Here is a 17,277-nt window from a genome sequence, read left to right as displayed (position 1 = left end):
CATGGCGCAGGCAAGGGCACTGGCGCCAACCGCGCACATCGACCTCGGCCGCCGCACGCTGCTGGCCGCAGGCGGCGCAGCGCTCCTGCTGGCCGCGGGTTGCGCGCAGCTGTCGGGCGGCTCCTCGGCGCCGAAGACCTCGGACAGCTGGAGCGGCCGCATGTCGCTGCGCATCGAGAGCGAGCCGGTGCAGACTTTCGCCGCGTTGTTCGACCTGCGCGGCTCCGCCGAGACGGGCACGCTGTCGCTCACGACACCGATCGGCAGCACGCTTGCGCAGCTGCAATGGGCGCCCGGCGAAGCGTTGCTGAAAGACGGCAGCAACACCCGGCGCTTCGACTCGGTCGATGCGCTGATCGAAGCTGCGACGGGCGCAGCCATTCCGGTGGGCGCCCTTTTCGGATGGCTCGCGGGCCGCAACGAGCCGGTGCCCGGCTGGAAACCCGACCTGGGGCAGCTGGCCAACGGCCGCCTGCAGGCGGTGCGCGAATCGCCGAGCCCGCGCGCGGACCTGCGCATCGTGTTCGAACGGTCATGAAGGCGATCTACGACCTTCCCGCGCCGGCCAAGCTCAACCTCTTCCTCCACATTACCGGCCGGCGCGACGACGGCTACCACCTGTTGCAATCGGTCTTCATGCTGATCGACTGGTGCGACACGCTGCATGTCGAGTTGCGCAGCGACGGGCAACTGAGCCGCGAAGACCTGACCACCGAACTGCCGGCGGACGACCTCGTCCTTCGCGCTGCCAGGGCGCTCCAGGCGCATGCCGCGCCAGGGCAAGGCGCCCACATCGGCGTGGCCAAGCACGTGCCTGCGCAGGCGGGCATGGGGGGCGGCTCGTCGGACGCGGCCACCTGCCTGCTGGCGCTCAATCGGCTGTGGGGGCTGAACCTGCCGCTGTCGCGGCTTGCCCACATCGGCTTGAAGCTCGGTGCCGATGTGCCTTTTTTTCTGGGTGGACACAATGCGTGGGTCGAGGGCGTTGGAGAGCAACTGACTGCGGTTACACTCCCCTCCGCGCGTTTCGCGGTGGCTAAACCTCCCGAGGGACTCGATACCCGATTAATTTTTTCAGCAACAGATCTTGAACGTGCTTCTCCTGTTGCTATAATCACAGGCTTTGCTGCAGAGAGCGAATCGCTCGAAGCGACAAACCTGGAAAGCTCGGTTCCACTGAGCGACTCGGTTTTCGATTTCGGCCACAACGACCTGCAGCCGGTTGCCCAGCGACTTTGCCCCGCGGTCACCGACGCCATCGAATGGCTCGGCGCCCAAGGACTGAAGGCCCGGATGACCGGCTCCGGAAGTTCGGTGTTCGCGAAGTTGCCGCAAGCGCCGCAGGAAGCGGAACTGCTGGAAGCCCCCAAGGGCTGGCAGGTTCGTCAATGCAGCAACCTGGAAGTTCATCCGCTGTGCGGATGGGCAACCTGAAGATAGTCGGATCGTTCATTCGGTTCGACGCGACATATATCGGTTGGTGGTGAAAACCATCGACCCGTGTAGGGGAGTCGCCAAGCTGGTTAAGGCACTGGATTTTGATTCCAGCATGCAAAGGTTCGAATCCTTTCTCCCCTGCCAAATCTTCAAAGACTGCGGCCCAACGGCCGCAGTCTTCGTTTGCAGCCCACCCGCTGCAATAATCGGCGGCTCACCGGTCGCCACGCATCACCAACCTTTTGGCGGCTTCCTCAGCCAATTCGCTCAGCCGGGACGCGCTCATGCAGGCTAATCACCCTGACTTCATGGTTTTCACCGGCAATGCCAATCCTGGCCTTGCTGCAGAAATCGCGCACAACCTCGGCACCTCGCTCGGTGCCGCTCGCGTCGGTCGCTTCTCGGACGGTGAAGTCACCGTCGAGATCAACCAGAACGTGCGGGCGCGCGATGTGTTCGTGGTGCAGTCGACCTGCGCCCCGACCAACGAAAACCTGATGGAACTGCTGATCATGGTCGACGCGCTCAAGCGCGCTTCGGCCGAACGCATCAGCGCCGTGATTCCCTACTTCGGCTATGCCCGCCAGGACCGCCGCCCGCGTTCCAGCCGCGTGCCGATCTCGGCCAAGGTCGTGGCCAACCTGCTGGAAACCGTCGGTGTCGAGCGCGTGCTCACGATGGACCTGCACGCCGACCAGATCCAGGGTTTCTTCGACATTCCGGTCGACAACATCTACGCCTCGCCCGTGCTGCTCGGCGACCTGCGCGCCAAGAACTACGAAGACCTGATCGTGGTCTCGCCCGACGTGGGCGGCGTGGTTCGCGCCCGTGCGCTGGCCAAGCAACTGAACTGCGACCTTGCCATCATCGACAAGCGCCGCCCAAAGGCCAATGTCAGCGAAGTCATGAACGTGATCGGCGAGATCGACGGGCGCAACTGCGTGATCATGGACGACATGATCGACACCGCCGGCACGCTCGTGAAGGCGGCCGAAGTGCTGAAGGAGCGCGGCGCCAAGAGCGTATACGCCTACTGCACGCACCCGATCTTCTCGGGCCCGGCCATCGAGCGCATCACGCAGGGTTCGGCCCTCGACGAAGTGGTCGTGACCAACACCATTCCTCTTTCCGATGCGGCCCTGGGCTGCGGAAAGATCCGCCAGCTCTCCGTGGCACCGCTGATCGCCGAGACGATCCAGCGCATTGCCAAGGGCGAGTCGGTGATGAGTTTGTTCTCGGACCAGGACAACCTGTTCTGATCTGAGCAAAAAGCGGGCGCCTCTCCGTTCACGGACAGGCGCCCTTGTTGAACCGGAGTCGCACTGGTCGCGGTGGACTCCCACAGGAGCTAACTATGAAATTCGTCGCTTTTGAGCGCGCCAAGCAGGGCACGGGTGCGAGCCGCCGTCTCCGCATCACGGGCAAGACGCCCGGCATCGTCTACGGTGGTGACACCCAGCCGCAACTGATCGAAATCGATCACAACGCGCTGTGGCACGCCCTGAAGAAGGAAGCCTTCCATTCGACCGTGCTCGAAATGGACCTGGGCGGCAACGTCAGCAAGGTTCTGCTGCGCGACGTGCAATACCACCCGTTCCGCCAGCTGGTGCAACACATCGACTTCCAACGCGTCGATGCCAAGACCCGCATGACCCTGAAGGTGCCGCTGCACTTCAAGGGCGAGGAAGAGTCCGACGCCGTCAAGCTCGAGCACAACCTGGTGAACCACGTCACGACCGAACTGGAAGTGAACTGCCTGCCTGCCGAACTGCCTGAGTTCATCGAAGTGGACCTGTCGGGCCTGAAGAAGAACGGCACCGTCACGCTGAAGGACATCAAGCTGCCCCGCGGCGTGAAGTGGGTCAGCCACGGCAAGGTCAACCCAGTGCTGGCTTCGGCCGTCGCTCCGGCCGCTGAAGAAGTCGAAGCACCCGCCGAAGGCGCTGCCGACGCAGCCGCTGCCGCTCCGGCTGGCAAGGGTGGCAAGGCCGCTCCCGCCGCCAAGACCCCTGCTGCCAAGACCGCCAAGAAGTAATCACTTCCCGCGTCTGACGCTGACAAGGCCCGCCCCGTGCGGGCCTTTCTGCTTTTGGCGACGGGATAATCCACGACCATGATCAAGCTGTTCGTCGGCCTCGGAAACCCGGGCCCAGAGTACGAAGCCACGCGCCACAACGCGGGCTTCTGGTGGATCGACGCCCTCGCGCGCGACTGGAAACTCAACCTCGTGCCCGAGCGCAGCTACCACGGCTTCGCGGCACGCACCAGCATCGGCGGCCAGAGCATCTGGCTGCTGGAGCCGCAGACCTTCATGAACCTGTCGGGCAAGTCGGTCGGTGCGCTGGCGCGCTTCTTCAAGATCGCGCCCGAAGAAATCCTCGTCGTGCACGACGAGCTCGACGTGGTGCCCGGCCAGGCCAAGCTCAAGTTCGGCGGCAGCCATGCCGGCCACAACGGCCTGCGCGACATCCATGCGCAGCTCGGCACCGGCGACTACTGGCGACTGCGCCTGGGCATCGGCCACCCCGGCGTGAAGTCGGAGGTGGTCAACTGGGTGCTGAAGAAGCCGCTCAAGGAACAACGTGAAGCCATAGACGACGCCATCGTGCGCACCCTGCACGCGGTTCCCGCGCTGGTGGCGGGCGAGATGGAGAAGGCGACGCTGGTCATTCACACGAGCAAACCGCCCCGGCCCAAACCGCCGCGGCGGGAGCCCGGCGACGGGGGCACGCCTGCCGCCACCTAGCCGGCCACCGGAGCGCAGGGAGGGAGAGAAATAAAAATGAGCAAGAAGAGAAGAAGAACGACAGGGCAAAAGGCAAGTGCGGCCCTGTTCATGACGGTGATGTGGGTGGGTTCCGTGGGCCTGTTCGTCCACGACGCCGCCCACGCCCAGACCTGGCGATGCGGCAACACCTATTCCGACCGCCCCTGCGAAGGCGGCAGGCCGGTGAAGGTGGAGGACCACCGCAGCGACCAGGACCGCCGGGCCGCCGACGCCGGCGCACGCAGCGCGCAGACGCAGGCCGACCACCTCGAGCGCACTCGCCTGTCGCAAGAAAAAGCAGCCTACGACCGCGACCGCCACGCCGCCAGGGAAGCAAGGAGCGCGGCCCAGTCCGAAAGGCGGCTCGCCATGTCGGAGCAACGCGAGAGGGACCGCGCCCGCAAGGCGCTGGGCGACCCGCACAAGTCCAGCATGAGCTTCAAGGGCCCGCCGGCGGAGAAAGCCGCTGGCGACGCTCCGAAGAAAAAGAAGAAGCGGAAATCAGCCGACTGACACCAGCCGACTGATGCGCCGGCCTTGTGCCGGCGTGGTGCCGGCAATCCGCGGCTCAGGCGCTTGCCAGACGCCTTTCAGGCGCCAGGTGAAGCCGCCGTCACCTTGATCGCCGTGAGACGCTCGTACTTCTGCATCAGCGTCTCGCGGCTTTCCACATGCTCGGGGTTCAGCGGAATGCAGGCCACCGGACAGATCTGCACGCACTGCGGCTCGTCGAAGTGGCCGACGCATTCGGTGCACTTGTGCGGATCGATCTCGTAGAAGGCCTCGCCCATGTAGATGGCGTCGTTCGGGCACTCGGGCTCGCAGACATCGCAGTTGATGCATTCGTCGGTGATCATGAGGGCCATGCCCCGATTATCGGCGGCCCGGTACCCGCAGTCGGCGGTGAATGACAAAGGCCACATTCACGGCACACTTGTTGCAGGAGTCAGTTATGCTGCGCCCCGCCCCATGAGTCTGTTTCTACTAAAGCGCCTTGCCACGCTGATCGGCACCCTGATCGGCGCCTCGGTCATCGTCTTCCTCGTCCTCGAGATCCTGCCCGGCAACGCCGCGCAGATGCTCATGGGCCCCGATGCCTCGCCCGACGCCGTGGCCGCCCTGGCCACCAAGCTGGGCCTCGACCAGCCCGCGTGGACGCGCTACTGGCACTGGATCGGCGGCCTGCTCACCGGCAACCTGGGCGACAGCTACGCCTACAGCTCGCCGGTGCTCGATCTGATCCTCGAACGCCTCGCGCTCACCGTGCCGCTGGCCCTGATGGCGATGACGCTCACCGTCGTGATCGCCCTGCTCGTCGGCGTCACGGCCGCAGCGCGCCACAACAAGCTCGGTGACGTCGGCCTCATGGGCATGGCGCAGGTGGGCATCGCCATTCCCAATTTCTGGTTCGCGATCCTGCTGATCCTTGTCTTCTCGGTGCAGCTCCAGTGGTTTTCGGCCGGCGGCTTCGAGGGCTGGGGCGAAGGCTTCTTCGCGGGCATCAAGTCGCTGCTGCTGCCCGCGCTTTCGCTCGCGGTCGTGCAGGCCGCGATCCTCGCGCGCATCACGCGCTCGGCGGTGCTCGAAGTGATGCGCGAAGACTTCGTGCGCACCGCGCGGGCCAAGGGCGTTTCGCAGCGCATGGTGCTGTGGACCCACGTGCTGCGCAACGCGATGATTCCGGTCATCACCGTCATGGGCATGCAGTTTTCCGAACTGCTGGCCGGCACCATCGTGGTGGAAAACGTGTTCTACCTTCCCGGCCTGGGCCGCCTCATCTTCCAGGCCATCAGCAACCGCGACCTGATCGTGGTGCGCAACTGCGTGATGCTGCTCGCGGCCATGGTGGTCATCGTGAACTTCGTGGTCGACGTGCTCTACGCCGTGATCGACCCGCGCATCAAGGCCAGCGACATATGAGCACCGTGACAGTCCCGAGCGCCGCGGCGCTCAAGGTGCCCGGCTTCTGGCGCCGCGCGCTGCACCACCGCAGCTTTGTCATCGGCGCCGTGCTGACCCTGCTGCTGTTGCTGGCCGCCGGCGTGTCGCTGGTGTGGACGCCCTGGTCGCCCTACGACATGGACATGGCCAACAAGCTCAAGCCGCCCTCGGGCTCGCACTGGCTGGGCACCGACACCTACGGGCGCGACGTGGGCTCGCTGCTGCTGGTGGGCGCGCGCGCGTCCATCCTGGTGGGCGTGATCGCGGTGGGCATCGGCCTCGTGGTCGGCACCGCGCTGGGCCTGCTCGCGGCCGCCCGGCGCGGCTGGGTCGAGGAAGCCATCATGCGGCTCACCGACTTCTCGCTCGCCTTCCCGGCCATCCTCTCGGCCATCATGATGACGGCCGTGTTCGGCGCGGGCATCGTCAACGCGATCATCGCGATCGGCATCTACAACATTCCCACCTTCGCGCGCATCACGCGCGCCTCGGCCAATGCCATCTGGTCGCGCGAGTACGTGGCCGCGGCGCGCGCCTGCGGCAAGGGCGGTTTCGCCATCACCATGCAACACGTGCTGCCGAACATCTCGGCCGTGCTGATCGTGCAGATCACCATTCGCTTCGCCATCGCGATCCTGGCCGAGGCCGCGCTGTCGTATCTCGGCCTGGGCACGCAGCCGCCGCAACCCTCGTGGGGCCGCATGCTGAGCGAGGCGCAGACCATGATGTTCCAGTCGCCCCTGCTCGCGGTGTTCCCCGGCATGGCCATCGCCTTCGCGGTGCTGGGCCTGAACCTGCTCGGCGACGGCCTGCGCGACCTGCTCGACCCGCGGCTTGCCCGCGCGAGATGAAGTGAGGTAAGCCACATGCCACTCCTCGAGGTCAAGGACCTCCGCATCGAACTGCAGACGCAACGCGGCCCCGCCGAGGCCGTGCGCGGCATCGACTTCACGCTGGAGCGCGGCGAAACGCTGGGCATCGTCGGCGAATCGGGCTGCGGCAAATCGATCACCGTGATGTCGCTCATGGGCCTGCTGCCCTCGACCGCCAAGGTCACGGGCAGCATCCGCTTCGACGGCACCGAGCTGGTCGGGCGCGACGAGAAATCGATGTGCCAGATTCGCGGCAACCGCATCGGCATGATCTTCCAGGAGCCGATGACGGCGCTGAACCCGGTGCACACCATCGCGCGCCAGGTCGGCGAACCGCTGCGGCTGCACCGCGGCCTGTCGAAGGCCGACACGCGCAAGGAAGTGCTCGCGCTGCTCGAGCGCGTGGGCATTCCCGACGCGGCCTCGCGACTCGATGCGTATCCGCACCAGTTCTCCGGCGGCCAGCGGCAACGCATCGGCATCGCCATGGCGCTGGCCTGCGGCCCCGACCTGCTGATTGCCGACGAGCCCACCACCGCGCTCGACGTGACCATCCAGAAGCAGATCCTCGAGCTCATCCAGAGCCTGGTGGCCGAGCGCGGCATGGCGTTGATCTTGATTTCGCACGACCTCGGAGTCATCGCGCAGACCGTCTCGAAGATGCTCGTGATGTACGGCGGCAGCGTGGTCGAGAGCGGCCCGACCGCGGCTGTGTTCGCGCGCCGGGCGCACCCCTACACGCAGGGCCTGTTCGCCGCGCGTCCTGCCATCGGCGCGCCGCGCGGCCTGCGCCTGGCCACCATCAAGGGCAGCGTGCCCGAGCTGGTCGACCTGCCACCAGGCTGCCCCTTCGCGGGCCGCTGCAGCTACACGGTGGACGCCTGCAAGACCACGAAGCCACCGCCCACCATGCTGCCCGACGACCATGCGGTGCGCTGCATTCGCCTCGAAGAAATCGCCGTGCAAGGCAAGCAAGAGGCCATCTCGCCATGAGCCAAGGCACCCAAGTCCCCCAAGGCACCCCCACCCCGCCGTTGCTGCGCGTCACCGACCTCGTGCGCCACTACGCGCTGCCGCGCGAGAAGCTCTTCGGCCCGCCGCCCACCGTCAAGGCGCTCAACGGCGTGAGCTTCGACGTGCAAGCGGGCCAGAGCGTTGGCATCGTCGGTGAATCGGGCTCGGGCAAGTCGACCATCGCGCGCCTCGTGATGGCGCTGGACACGCCCACCTCCGGCAGCGTCTCACTCGAAGGCCGCGACCTGCACACGCTGTCGAAGAACGAGCTGCGCACCGCGCGGCGCGATTTCCAGATGGTTTTCCAGGACCCGTACGGCTCGCTCGATCCGCGCCAGACCGTGGCGCGGATCGTGGCCGAACCGCTGGAGGCGCTGGCCGAGACCAGCCGCGCCGAGCAGCGCGAGCGTGCTTCGGAAGCGCTGGCCGCCGTCGGCCTGCGCACCACCGACATGGACAAGTACCCGCACGAGTTCTCGGGCGGGCAGCGCCAGCGCATCGCGATTGCGCGCGCGCTCATCACGCGCCCCAAGCTCATCGTCGCCGACGAGCCGGTCAGCGCGCTCGACGTGTCGGTGCAAGCCCAGGTGTTGAACCTGATGCAGGACCTGCAGCAGCAGTTCGGCATCAGCTACCTGCTCATCAGCCACGACCTCGCGGTGGTCAACCACCTGTGCGACGAAGTGTGCGTGGTGTTCAAGGGCAAGATCGTCGAGCAGGGTCCGCCCGCCGAGTTGTTCCATCATGCGCAGCACGCGTACACGCGCACGCTGCTCGACGCGGTGCCGCGCACGCCCGCCGGCGGCACGCTGCTGCCCACCTGACACAGAAGCGCCTCCGGCCCTGCTTAGGATGAGTGGGTCATAAGCATCTGGTTGCGCCCGCACCCCGCTCTCGCGGATGATGCCTGCCCCTTGTTCGGAGGACATCGCTTCATGCTCAAAAGACGCACCCTGCTCGCCACCGGCGCCGCAGCCCTCACCCCGCTGGCCCTGCCGGCAGCCTTCGCGCAACGCAGGAAAGACGCGCTGGTGATCGGGCTCACGCTGGAGCCGACAGGCCTCGACCCCACGGCCAAGGCCGGCGCCGAGATTGCCGAGGTGGTGCTCTACACCGTCTTCGAGACGCTCACCAAGATCAACTCCGACGGCAGCGTCACGCCGCTGCTGGCCGAGCGCTGGGACATCTCGCCCGACCTGAAGACCTACACCTTCAAGCTGCGGCAGGGCGTGAAGTTCCAGAACGGCGAGCCGTTCAACGCGCAGTCCGTCAAGTTCTCGTTCGATCGCGCGGCCGCGGCCAACAGCACCAACAAGGACAAGCGCACCTTCACCAACATCGCCACGCAGGTGGTCGACGAGCACACGGTGGTGCTGATCAACAAGGAGATCGAGCCCGACCTGCTCTTCCTGCTGGGCCAGGCCTCCGCCATCCTGGTGGAGCCGAAGACGGTGGACACCAACGCCACCAAGCCCGTGGGCACCGGCCCCTACCGGCTCGACAGCTGGGCCAAGGGCTCGGGCATCGTGCTGGCGAAGTGGGACGGCTGGCGCAACGCCTCGGCGGTGCAGATCCGCAAGGCGAGCTTTCGCTTCATCTCGGAGCCGGCGGCGCAGACCACCGCGCTACTGTCGGGCGACGTCGACCTGTTCCCGCACGCCTCGGTGTCGCGCAGCCTGCCGCAGTTCGAGAACGACAAGCGCTTCCAGATCGTGTTCAACGCCTCGCGCGGCAAGACCATCCTGGCGATCAACAACAAGCGCAAGCCGCTGGACGACGTGCGCGTGCGCCGCGCCATTGCCGCGGCCATCGACCGCAAGGCCGTGATCGAGGCGGCCGTGGACGGGCGCGGCATTCCCATCGGCAGCCACTACGTGCCGGGCGCGCCGGGCTACGTGGACACCACGGGCGTCAACCCCTTCGACATCGAGAAGGCGAAGAAGCTGCTGGCCGAGGCCGGCGTGAAGACGCCGCTGGAGCTCGACCTCGTGCTGCCGCCGCCGCCCTACGCACGCCAGGGCGGCGAGCTGATCGCCGCGCAGCTGGCCAAGATCGGCATCGTCGCGAAGATCCAGAACGTCGAGTGGGCGCAGTGGATCAGCGGCACCTACGGCAACAAGAACTACGACCTCTCGCTGATCCTGCACGTCGAGCCCTTCGACCTGGTGAACTACACCAAGCCCGAGTACTACTGGGGCTACCAGTCGGCGAAGTTCAACGAGCTGTTCGACAAGGCGCGCAACGCTCCGCGCCCGGCCGACCGCCTGCGCTACCTGGGCGACGCGCAGCGGCTGCTGGCCGAAGACTCGGCCAACGTGTTTCTCTTTCAGCCGCAGTTCATCACCGTGGCGTCGCGCAACCTGCGCGGCCTGTGGAAGGACGCGCCGATCTTCGTGAACGACATCGCCGCGCTTTCGTGGGCCTGAAGCAGGCGCCCGCCGGGCCCTGACCTACGGGAAGCCCCCGACGAAAAACCGCCCCGCCGGCCGCGCGCCGGCGCGCGCGCTGCGAGAGAATGACCGGCTGCGCACGTGGCATCTTTCGTGCTGCGTGTCGTGTCTTTCGTGGCGCGGCGCCTCCCTTCGGGGCACGGCGCGCGCCGAAGCAGTCATTCGACCCTGGCTTGTTTTTCCGGAGATCACACGTATGTTGAACCGCCGCACCCTCCTTACCACCGCTGGCGCCACCGTTGCGCTGGCCACCCCGCTCGCCGGCATGGCGCAGGGCAGGAAGGACGCCATCGTGATCGGCATGGCGCTCGAACCGCCGGGCCTGGACCCGACCTCCGGCGCCGCCGCCGCCATTGCAGAGGTGGTGCAGTACAACATCCTGGAAACGCTCACCAAGATCAACGCCGACGGCAGCGTCACGCCGCTGCTGGCCGACAGCTGGGAAGTCTCGCCCGACCTGAAGACCTACACCTTCAAGCTCAAGCGCGGCGTGAAGTTCCAGAACGGCGAGCCCTTCAACGCGGCCGCCGTCAAGTTCTCGTTCGACCGCGCTGGCGGCGAGAAGAGCACCAACAAGGACAAGCGCACCTTCGCCAACCTGAGCACCCAGGCGGTGGACGACTACACGGTGGTGGTCATCAACAAGGAGATCGACCCCGACCTGCCCTTCGTGCTGGGCCAGGCCACGGCCGTCATCGTCGAGCCCAAGAGCGCCGACACCAACGCCAACAAGCCCGTGGGCACCGGCCCCTACAAGCTCGACGCCTGGGCCAAGGGCTCGTCGCTCACGCTGAGCAAGTGGGAAGGCTTTCGCAGCCCCGCCACCGCGAAGATCAACAAGGTCACCTTCCGCTTCATCTCCGACACGGCCGCGCAGGCCGCGGCCATGCTCTCGGGCGACGTGGACGTGTTCGCGCGCATCGGCACGCGCGTGGTGCCGCAGTTCAAGATGAACCCGCAGTTCCAGGTGATCCTGGCGGGCTCGCGCGCCAAGACCATCCTGTCGATCAACAACCGCAAGAAGCCGCTGGACGACGTGCGCGTGCGCCGCGCCATCCTCGCGGCCATCGACCGCAAGGCCGTGATCGAAGGCGCGGCCGACGGCTTCGGCGTGCCCATCGGCAGCCACTACGTGCCGGGCGCAGCGGGCTATGTGGACACCACCGGCATCAACCCCTTCGACATCGAGAAGGCCAAGAAGCTGCTGGCCGAGGCCGGCGTGAAGACGCCGCTCGAACTGAAGATGACGCTGCCGCCTCCTCCGTACGCGCGCCAGGGCGGCGAGGTGATCGTGGCCCAGCTCGCCAAGATCGGCATCGTGGTGAAGGTGCAGAACGTGGAGTGGGCCCAGTGGCTCAGCGGCACCTACGGCAACAAGGACTACGACCTGTCGATCGTGTCGCACGTCGAGCCCTTCGACCTGGGCAACTACGCCAAGTCGGACTACTACTGGGGCTACCAGTCGAAGGCCTTCGACACGCTGTTCGACAAGATCAAGAGCACCAGCAGCGCCACGGAGCGCAACAAGCTGCTGGGCGACGCGCAGAAGATGCTGGCCACCGACGCGGCCAACGGCTTCCTGTACCAGCCGCAGTTCCCGACCGTGGCGAAGAAGAACGTCAAGGGCATCTGGAAGGACAACCCGATCTTCGTGAACGACCTGTCGGCGCTGTCGTGGGGCTGAATGAGCTGACCGCGCAGGAGCTTGCCGCGGCCTACCGCGACCGCAAGCTCTCGCCGGTGGAGGTCACGCAGGCCGTGATCGCGCAAATCGAAAGCTGGGAGCCGCACCTGCAGGCGACCTGGCTGTTCCGGCCCGAGGCCGCGCTCGCGCAGGCGCGCGCCTCGGAGGCACGCTGGCAGCGCGGCGACGCGCTCGGCCCGCTCGACGGCGTGCCGGCCACCCTCAAGGAAAACATCGCCACGCGCGGCGACCCGATGCCCGCCGGCACCGCCGCGGTCGACCTGCGGCCTGCCGCCGCCGACGCACCGCCGGCCGCGCGCATGAAGGAAGCCGGCGCGGTGATCGTCAGCAAGACGACCATGCCCGACTACGGCATGTTGTCTTCGGGCCTGTCGAGCTTTCACACGCTGGCGCGCAACCCCTGGAACCTGCGGCTCACGCCGGGCGGTTCCAGCGCGGGCGCCGGCGCGGCCACCGCGGCGGGCTATGGCCCGTTGCACCTGGGCACCGACATCGGCGGCTCCCTGCGCCTGCCCGCGAGCTGGTGCGGCGTGTTCACGCTGAAGCCGAGCCTGGGGCGCATACCGATCGACCCGCCCTACATGGGCCGCGCGGCGGGGCCGATGACGCGCACCGTGGGCGACGCGGCGCTGGTGATGCAGGCGCTGTCGAAGCCCGATGCGCGCGACAGCATGAGCCTGCCGCCGCAGGACATCGACTGGGAGGCCTTCGACGTGTCGCCCGACCATCTGCGCGGCTTGCGCATCGGGCTGCTGCTCGACGCAGGCTGCGGGCTGGCGGTCGAGCCGGAGATCCAGGCGGCGGTGGAACACGCGGCGCGCCTGCTGGAGAAGGCGGGCGCCATCATCGAACCGATGCAACCGTTCATGTCGCAGGCCATGCTCGACGGCATGGACCATCTGTGGCGCATGCGTTCGCTGGTGGACATGAAGGGCCTGCGCGCGGACCAGCGCGCGAAGGTGTTGCCCTACATCCGCGAGTGGGCGGAGAGCGCGGCCGAGTTCAGCGGCGAGCACGTGTTCCGCGGGTTCAGCCAGTTCCATGCGACGCGCGTTGCAGCGGTGGCGGCGTGCGCGCGTTTCGACTACGTGATTTCGCCGGTGTCGCCCAACATGCCGGCGGCAGCCGAAGCCCCTTCGCCGACGAACGACCCTTTGCGTCCGCTGGAGCACATCGGGTTCACGGTGCCCTTCAACATGTCGGAGCAGCCGGCGGCTTCGGTGAACTGCGGCTATTCGGCGGATGGCATGCCGATAGGGCTGCAGATTGCGGGCCAACGCTTCGACGACCTCGGGGTGTTGCGCGTGGCGCGTGCGTTCGAGCAGATTCGGGAGCCGCAGCGGCCTTGGCCTGTGGTTCCCTGATTTCTTTGCGGTGCTGCTTCAGGGCGACGATCACACCGGTGCTTGATCGCGGCTCACCAGCAGCGTGCCCAAGTGAACAGGGCGTCGGGTGCTTCCCGCAGCGAAATAAAGGAGGAGGGGCGCAGCCCCGGGGGACATTCGCGGAGGGAAGTACCCGGCGGCCTGTTCACCCGCCCTGAACAGCGGCGCCAAGGACATCAACAGAGTTCAAGTGGCCGCGTACCGCCCCGGCTTGTGGTTGATCCACAAGAACAGCCCCATCACCACCGCGGCCAGCACCGACCAGCCCACGCGCTCCGGCGGAATCACGAACAGGGCGAGCAACACCACCGTGCAGTCGATGGCGATCTGGACTTTGCCGGCGGGCCAGCCGCGCTTTTCCTGCAGGTACAGCGTCAACACGGTCGCACCGCCCAGGCTGGCGCGGTGACGGGCGAGAAACAGGCAGCCGGTGCCCAGCATCAGGCCACCCAGCACGGCTGCGAAGGCCGGGTGCAGCGAATGGATGGACAGGTAGCGCGGGGCCCACTCGGTCATGACCGACAGCAACGCGATCGCCGAGAAAGTCTTCACCGTGAACGCCCGGCCCATGTGGCGCCACGCAAACCAATAGAACGGCAGGTTGACCAGGAAGAACAGCTTGCCGAAGCTCGCGCCGGTGGCGTAGTGCAACAGGAACGCGGCACCGGCCGTGCCCCCCGTGAGCAGCCCCGCCTGGCCGAACAGCATCATGGCGATGGCGACGAACAGCGTGCCCGAGAAGATCGCCTGCGCGTCGTCGAAACGGGAATGGCGCAGCCAGGCCGGGGTGGAAGTGGGAGGGGGCGCGTCCATGGCGGAGGGTGACGCAAATCCCGCGCCACCTTGCGGCGCGCTGTTTCCACCGGGGAGCCGGCGGTGCGGTGGCTCAGTTGCTCAGTTGCTGTTCACACCAGCTGGGTCGCCAGCATCTCGCGCGCCCGGGTTACGAAGTCTGTTTCTCCCCGGCGCCCCGGCAGGAACTCGAATGTCACGCGCGGCAGCGCCGGCAGCCCGTGGGGCGTTGCCAACCGCGCGACGCCCTCGCTGATCGCCGACTCGTTGAGGCACGCGACACCCAGCCCCGCGGCCAGCGCCGACTGCAGGCCGGCCACGCCCGACGCCACATGCGCCAGCGCGTACGGCACGCGCTGGCGCCGCAGCAAGGCCACCGTGAACTGGTGCAGCGAGCAGGTGTCCGGCAGCGCCAGCAACCGCACCGGCTCGCCCCGCGCGAGGCGCATGCCCTGTGCGCCCAGCCACGCCAGCGACTCGCGCCGTATCACCGAGGCCCGCGGCTGGGCGGCGGACACGCCGGCGATGTTCATCGCGAGCCCCACGTCGAAATCGCCACGCGCGTAGGCCGCGCGCAACTCGTCGCTCTTCAGGATGCCGACGTTCAACCGCACCTGCGGGTAGCTCTCGCCGAGCCGGCCCAGCAGCCGCGTCAGGTCGCCGGGGCGAAAGTAGTCGGTGACCGCAAGGCGCAGCTCGCCCTGCAGCGTCTCGCCGTGCAGGTCGCGAAAGGCTTCGTCGCTCATCGCCAGGATCCGCCGGGCGTAGGCCAGCAGCTTCAGCCCGGCCTCGGTGGGCGACACGCCCGCCTTGCTGCGCGTGAGCAGCGACTGGCCCGCCCGCTCTTCGAGCTTGCGGATCTGCTCGCTGACCGACGACTGCGACAGGAACACGCGCGGCGCCGCGGCCGTCAGGCTGCCCGCGTCGGCCACCGCCACCAGCGTGCGCAATTGCTCCAGGTCGAAACCTTGCATGATCCGTCCATCCATTCGTTCAGTCGATGGCATTCATCATATCTTCCCGCTTTTCCGATGGACTGGCTGTTCGCACAATCACCCCATCGACCACCCCCTTTCAACCCCTTCAACGCTTTCCTACAGGAGTCCGCCATGCCCCACATCGTCGTCCAACTCTCCGGCCAACCCGACGCCGACCTCACCCGCAAGACCGTCGACGCGGTCGCCGAGCTCACGCAGAGCGTGCTCGGCAAGCAGCTGCCGGTGATCGCCATTACCGTGCAGTACATCGCCGCCGACGCGTGGTTCATCGGCGGGCAGTCGCTCGCGGCGCTGGGCAAGTCGGCCTTCCACCTGGACATCAGCGTCACCGACGAGACCAACACCAAGGCCGAGAAGGCGCGCTACCTGCGCGAGGTGCACGCGGCCATGGCGAAGATCCGGCCCGACCTGCACGAGGTGTCGTACATCCACGTGATCGACGCGCGCGGCGCGGCCTACGGCTACGGCGGCAAGACGCAGGAGTACCGCCACCAGCAGGCCGGCGTCTGACGCGTTGAAGCAATGCCGGGGGCATGGCACCATGCCGCCATGCCCTCTGGAAATTCGCTCGCCGCCGACAGCCTCGGCAACCCCCTCACCCTCGACGACCCCGCCAGCCTGCCGCTGGTCGACGACTTCGTCATGGGCTTCATCTCGACCGAGGCGCGCGCCGTCAACCTGATCGCGCTGGCTGAAACCGATGCGAGCCCCCTCGTGCAGGCCTACTGCGCCACGCTGCACCTGTTCGCCGAGTCGCGCGAGGCGGTGGCCAATGCGCGGCCCTTCCTGGCGAAGGCGCGCTCGGGCGCGCACCGCGCCACGCCGCGCGAGCAGCGCTACATCGCGGCCATCGAGGCCTGGGCGAACGGCGACATCGCGGGCGCCATCGCGCTGCATGCCGAGCAGGCGCGCGAACATCCGCGCGACCTGGTGTCGATCAAGCTGGGGCAGTACCACTGCTTCAACACCGGCGACTGCCCGGGCATGCTGCGGCTGGCGCTGGCCGCGCAGCCGCACGCGGCCGACGTGCCCTACGTGCACGGCATGGCCGCCTTCGGCTACGAGCAGTGCCACCTGATGCGCGAGGCCGAGGCCAGCGCGCGCCATGCCATCGCCATGTGCCGCAAGGAGCCGTGGGCGCACCACGCGCTGGCGCACGTGATGCTCACCGAAGGCCGGCTCGCAGAAGGCCTGGCCTTCATGCAGGGCGTGAGCGACACGTGGAGCGGGCTCAACTCGTTCATGGTCACGCACAACTGGTGGCACGTGGCGCTGTTCCTGATCGACCTGGGCCGCGACGCCGAGGCGCTGGCCGTGTACGACGAGCACGCCTGGGGCGTGGTGAAGGACTATTCGCAGGACCAGATCGGCGCGGTCTCGCTGCTCGCGCGGCTGGAGCTCGCGGGCATCGACGTGGGCACGCGCTGGGACGACGTGGCGGGGTACCTGCTGCAGCGCCAGGCCGACCAGGTGCTGCCCTTTCTCGACCTGCAGTACCTCTACGGCCTGGCGCGCGCCGGGCGGGCCGAGGCCGACGTGCTGCTGCGCAACATCGAGGCCTTCGCGCCCCACGCGCCGCCCTCGACGCGCGCCGCATGGCAGCGCGTGTGCGTGCCGGCCGCGCACGGCCTGGTGGCGCATGCGCGGGGCGACCTGGCGGGGGCGGTCGAGGGGCTGGGGGTGGCGCTGCCGCGCATGATCGAAATCGGCGGCAGCCACGCGCAGCGCGACCTGTTCGAGCAGCTGTACCTCGATGCGCTGGTGCGCACCGGCACCGAGGCCTCGCTGACGGGTGCGCAGGGCATCCTGCAGCAGCAGCTGAACGGGCAGCCGGAGTCGCTGCGGCTGCGGCGACAGACGGCGGCGGTCTACGAGAAGCTGGGGCTGGGCGCGCTGCTGGCAGGCTGAACGGCTGG

At 67.5% G+C, this 17,277-nt stretch carries 18 protein-coding genes and 1 tRNA gene; 16 read left to right on the top strand and 3 right to left on the bottom strand.

Features of this window, described 5'->3' with window-relative positions:
• Position 1 precedes the first annotated feature (1 nt).
• From AB6807_RS29415 to AB6807_RS29385, 7 genes are all read left to right on the top strand, one after another.
• Positions 2-538 (top strand): lipoprotein insertase outer membrane protein LolB, encoded by a 537-nt coding sequence (locus AB6807_RS29415; RefSeq protein ID WP_371087325.1) that lies wholly within the window; start codon positions 2-4, stop codon positions 536-538.
• Positions 535-1,434, top strand: a complete 900-nt coding sequence (gene ispE / locus AB6807_RS29410) for a 4-(cytidine 5'-diphospho)-2-C-methyl-D-erythritol kinase (RefSeq protein WP_371087324.1) — start codon at positions 535-537, stop codon at positions 1,432-1,434. Before AB6807_RS29415 ends, ispE begins: the two co-directional genes overlap by 4 nt.
• Before the next feature lie 70 nt (positions 1,435-1,504).
• Positions 1,505-1,581: transfer RNA gene (locus tag AB6807_RS29405), tRNA-Gln, on the top strand.
• A 140-nt stretch (positions 1,582-1,721) separates the two neighbouring features.
• The gene (locus tag AB6807_RS29400) at positions 1,722-2,696 is read left to right on the top strand and encodes a ribose-phosphate pyrophosphokinase (protein ID WP_093132507.1); all 975 of its coding nucleotides are present in this window, start codon (positions 1,722-1,724) and stop codon (positions 2,694-2,696) included.
• Positions 2,697-2,791: 95 nt separating this feature from the next.
• Positions 2,792-3,472, top strand: a complete 681-nt coding sequence (locus AB6807_RS29395) for a 50S ribosomal protein L25/general stress protein Ctc (protein WP_116909302.1) — start codon at positions 2,792-2,794, stop codon at positions 3,470-3,472.
• A gap of 78 nt (positions 3,473-3,550) precedes the next feature.
• On the top strand, positions 3,551-4,183 hold the full coding sequence (gene pth / locus AB6807_RS29390; RefSeq protein WP_116909303.1) for an aminoacyl-tRNA hydrolase: 633 nt from the start codon (positions 3,551-3,553) through the stop codon (positions 4,181-4,183).
• 36 nt (positions 4,184-4,219) lie between these two features.
• The gene (locus tag AB6807_RS29385) at positions 4,220-4,717 is read left to right on the top strand and encodes a hypothetical protein (protein ID WP_371087323.1); all 498 of its coding nucleotides are present in this window, start codon (positions 4,220-4,222) and stop codon (positions 4,715-4,717) included.
• 77 nt (positions 4,718-4,794) lie between these two features.
• On the opposite strand, the gene AB6807_RS29380 is transcribed toward AB6807_RS29385, so the two are convergent.
• Entirely contained in the window at positions 4,795-5,070 is a 276-nt protein-coding gene (locus AB6807_RS29380; protein WP_116909305.1) for a YfhL family 4Fe-4S dicluster ferredoxin, read from the bottom strand.
• A gap of 103 nt (positions 5,071-5,173) precedes the next feature.
• Between AB6807_RS29380 and AB6807_RS29375 the strand changes: the two genes are divergently transcribed.
• The 7 genes from AB6807_RS29375 to AB6807_RS29345 all read left to right on the top strand — a co-directional run bounded on the left by AB6807_RS29375 (position 5,174) and on the right by AB6807_RS29345 (position 13,550).
• Positions 5,174-6,124: an ABC transporter permease gene (locus AB6807_RS29375; RefSeq protein WP_116909306.1), complete on the top strand. Its 951-nt coding sequence runs from the start codon at positions 5,174-5,176 to the stop codon at positions 6,122-6,124.
• Positions 6,121-6,996 carry an ABC transporter permease gene (locus AB6807_RS29370; protein ID WP_371087322.1) on the top strand — a complete coding sequence of 292 codons (876 nt, stop codon included), beginning with the start codon at positions 6,121-6,123 and terminating at the stop codon, positions 6,994-6,996. The genes AB6807_RS29375 and AB6807_RS29370 overlap by 4 nt, the downstream gene beginning before the upstream one ends.
• Positions 6,997-7,011: 15 nt before the next feature.
• Positions 7,012-8,010 (top strand): ABC transporter ATP-binding protein, encoded by a 999-nt coding sequence (locus AB6807_RS29365; protein ID WP_371087321.1) that lies wholly within the window; start codon positions 7,012-7,014, stop codon positions 8,008-8,010.
• Positions 8,007-8,855 (top strand): ATP-binding cassette domain-containing protein, encoded by an 849-nt coding sequence (locus AB6807_RS29360; RefSeq protein ID WP_371087320.1) that lies wholly within the window; start codon positions 8,007-8,009, stop codon positions 8,853-8,855. Before AB6807_RS29365 ends, AB6807_RS29360 begins: the two co-directional genes overlap by 4 nt.
• Positions 8,856-8,966: 111 nt before the next feature.
• Complete coding sequence (locus AB6807_RS29355) at positions 8,967-10,457, top strand: ABC transporter substrate-binding protein (RefSeq protein ID WP_371087319.1); 1,491 nt, start codon at positions 8,967-8,969, stop codon at positions 10,455-10,457.
• Between the two features lie 220 nt (positions 10,458-10,677).
• Positions 10,678-12,165: an ABC transporter substrate-binding protein gene (locus AB6807_RS29350; RefSeq protein WP_116909311.1), complete on the top strand. Its 1,488-nt coding sequence runs from the start codon at positions 10,678-10,680 to the stop codon at positions 12,163-12,165.
• Positions 12,156-13,550, top strand: coding sequence for an amidase (locus AB6807_RS29345; protein ID WP_371087318.1), 1,395 nt, complete (start codon positions 12,156-12,158; stop codon positions 13,548-13,550). Before AB6807_RS29350 ends, AB6807_RS29345 begins: the two co-directional genes overlap by 10 nt.
• 207 nt (positions 13,551-13,757) lie before the next feature.
• Here AB6807_RS29345 and AB6807_RS29340 read toward each other — a convergent pair whose 3' ends face one another.
• Positions 13,758-14,384, bottom strand: coding sequence for a YitT family protein (locus AB6807_RS29340; RefSeq protein WP_116909313.1), 627 nt, complete (start codon positions 14,382-14,384; stop codon positions 13,758-13,760).
• A gap of 92 nt (positions 14,385-14,476) precedes the next feature.
• Positions 14,477-15,337, bottom strand: a complete 861-nt coding sequence (locus tag AB6807_RS29335) for a LysR family transcriptional regulator (protein WP_371087317.1) — start codon at positions 15,335-15,337, stop codon at positions 14,477-14,479.
• Between the two features lie 135 nt (positions 15,338-15,472).
• On the opposite strand from AB6807_RS29335, the gene AB6807_RS29330 reads away from it, so the two are divergent.
• Both AB6807_RS29330 and AB6807_RS29325 read left to right on the top strand, forming a co-directional pair.
• A complete protein-coding gene (locus AB6807_RS29330) occupies positions 15,473-15,871 on the top strand; it encodes a 4-oxalocrotonate tautomerase family protein (RefSeq protein ID WP_371087316.1) in 399 nt (132 codons plus the stop codon).
• Between the two features lie 39 nt (positions 15,872-15,910).
• Positions 15,911-17,269, top strand: a complete 1,359-nt coding sequence (locus AB6807_RS29325) for a tetratricopeptide repeat protein (RefSeq protein ID WP_371087315.1) — start codon at positions 15,911-15,913, stop codon at positions 17,267-17,269.
• Positions 17,270-17,277 lie beyond the last annotated feature (8 nt).

Source organism: Variovorax sp. RCC_210 (assembly GCF_041355175.1).
In the GTDB taxonomy this organism is placed as follows: Bacteria; Pseudomonadota; Gammaproteobacteria; order Burkholderiales; family Burkholderiaceae_C; genus Variovorax.
This window is presented reverse-complemented; position numbering and strand designations above follow the sequence as displayed.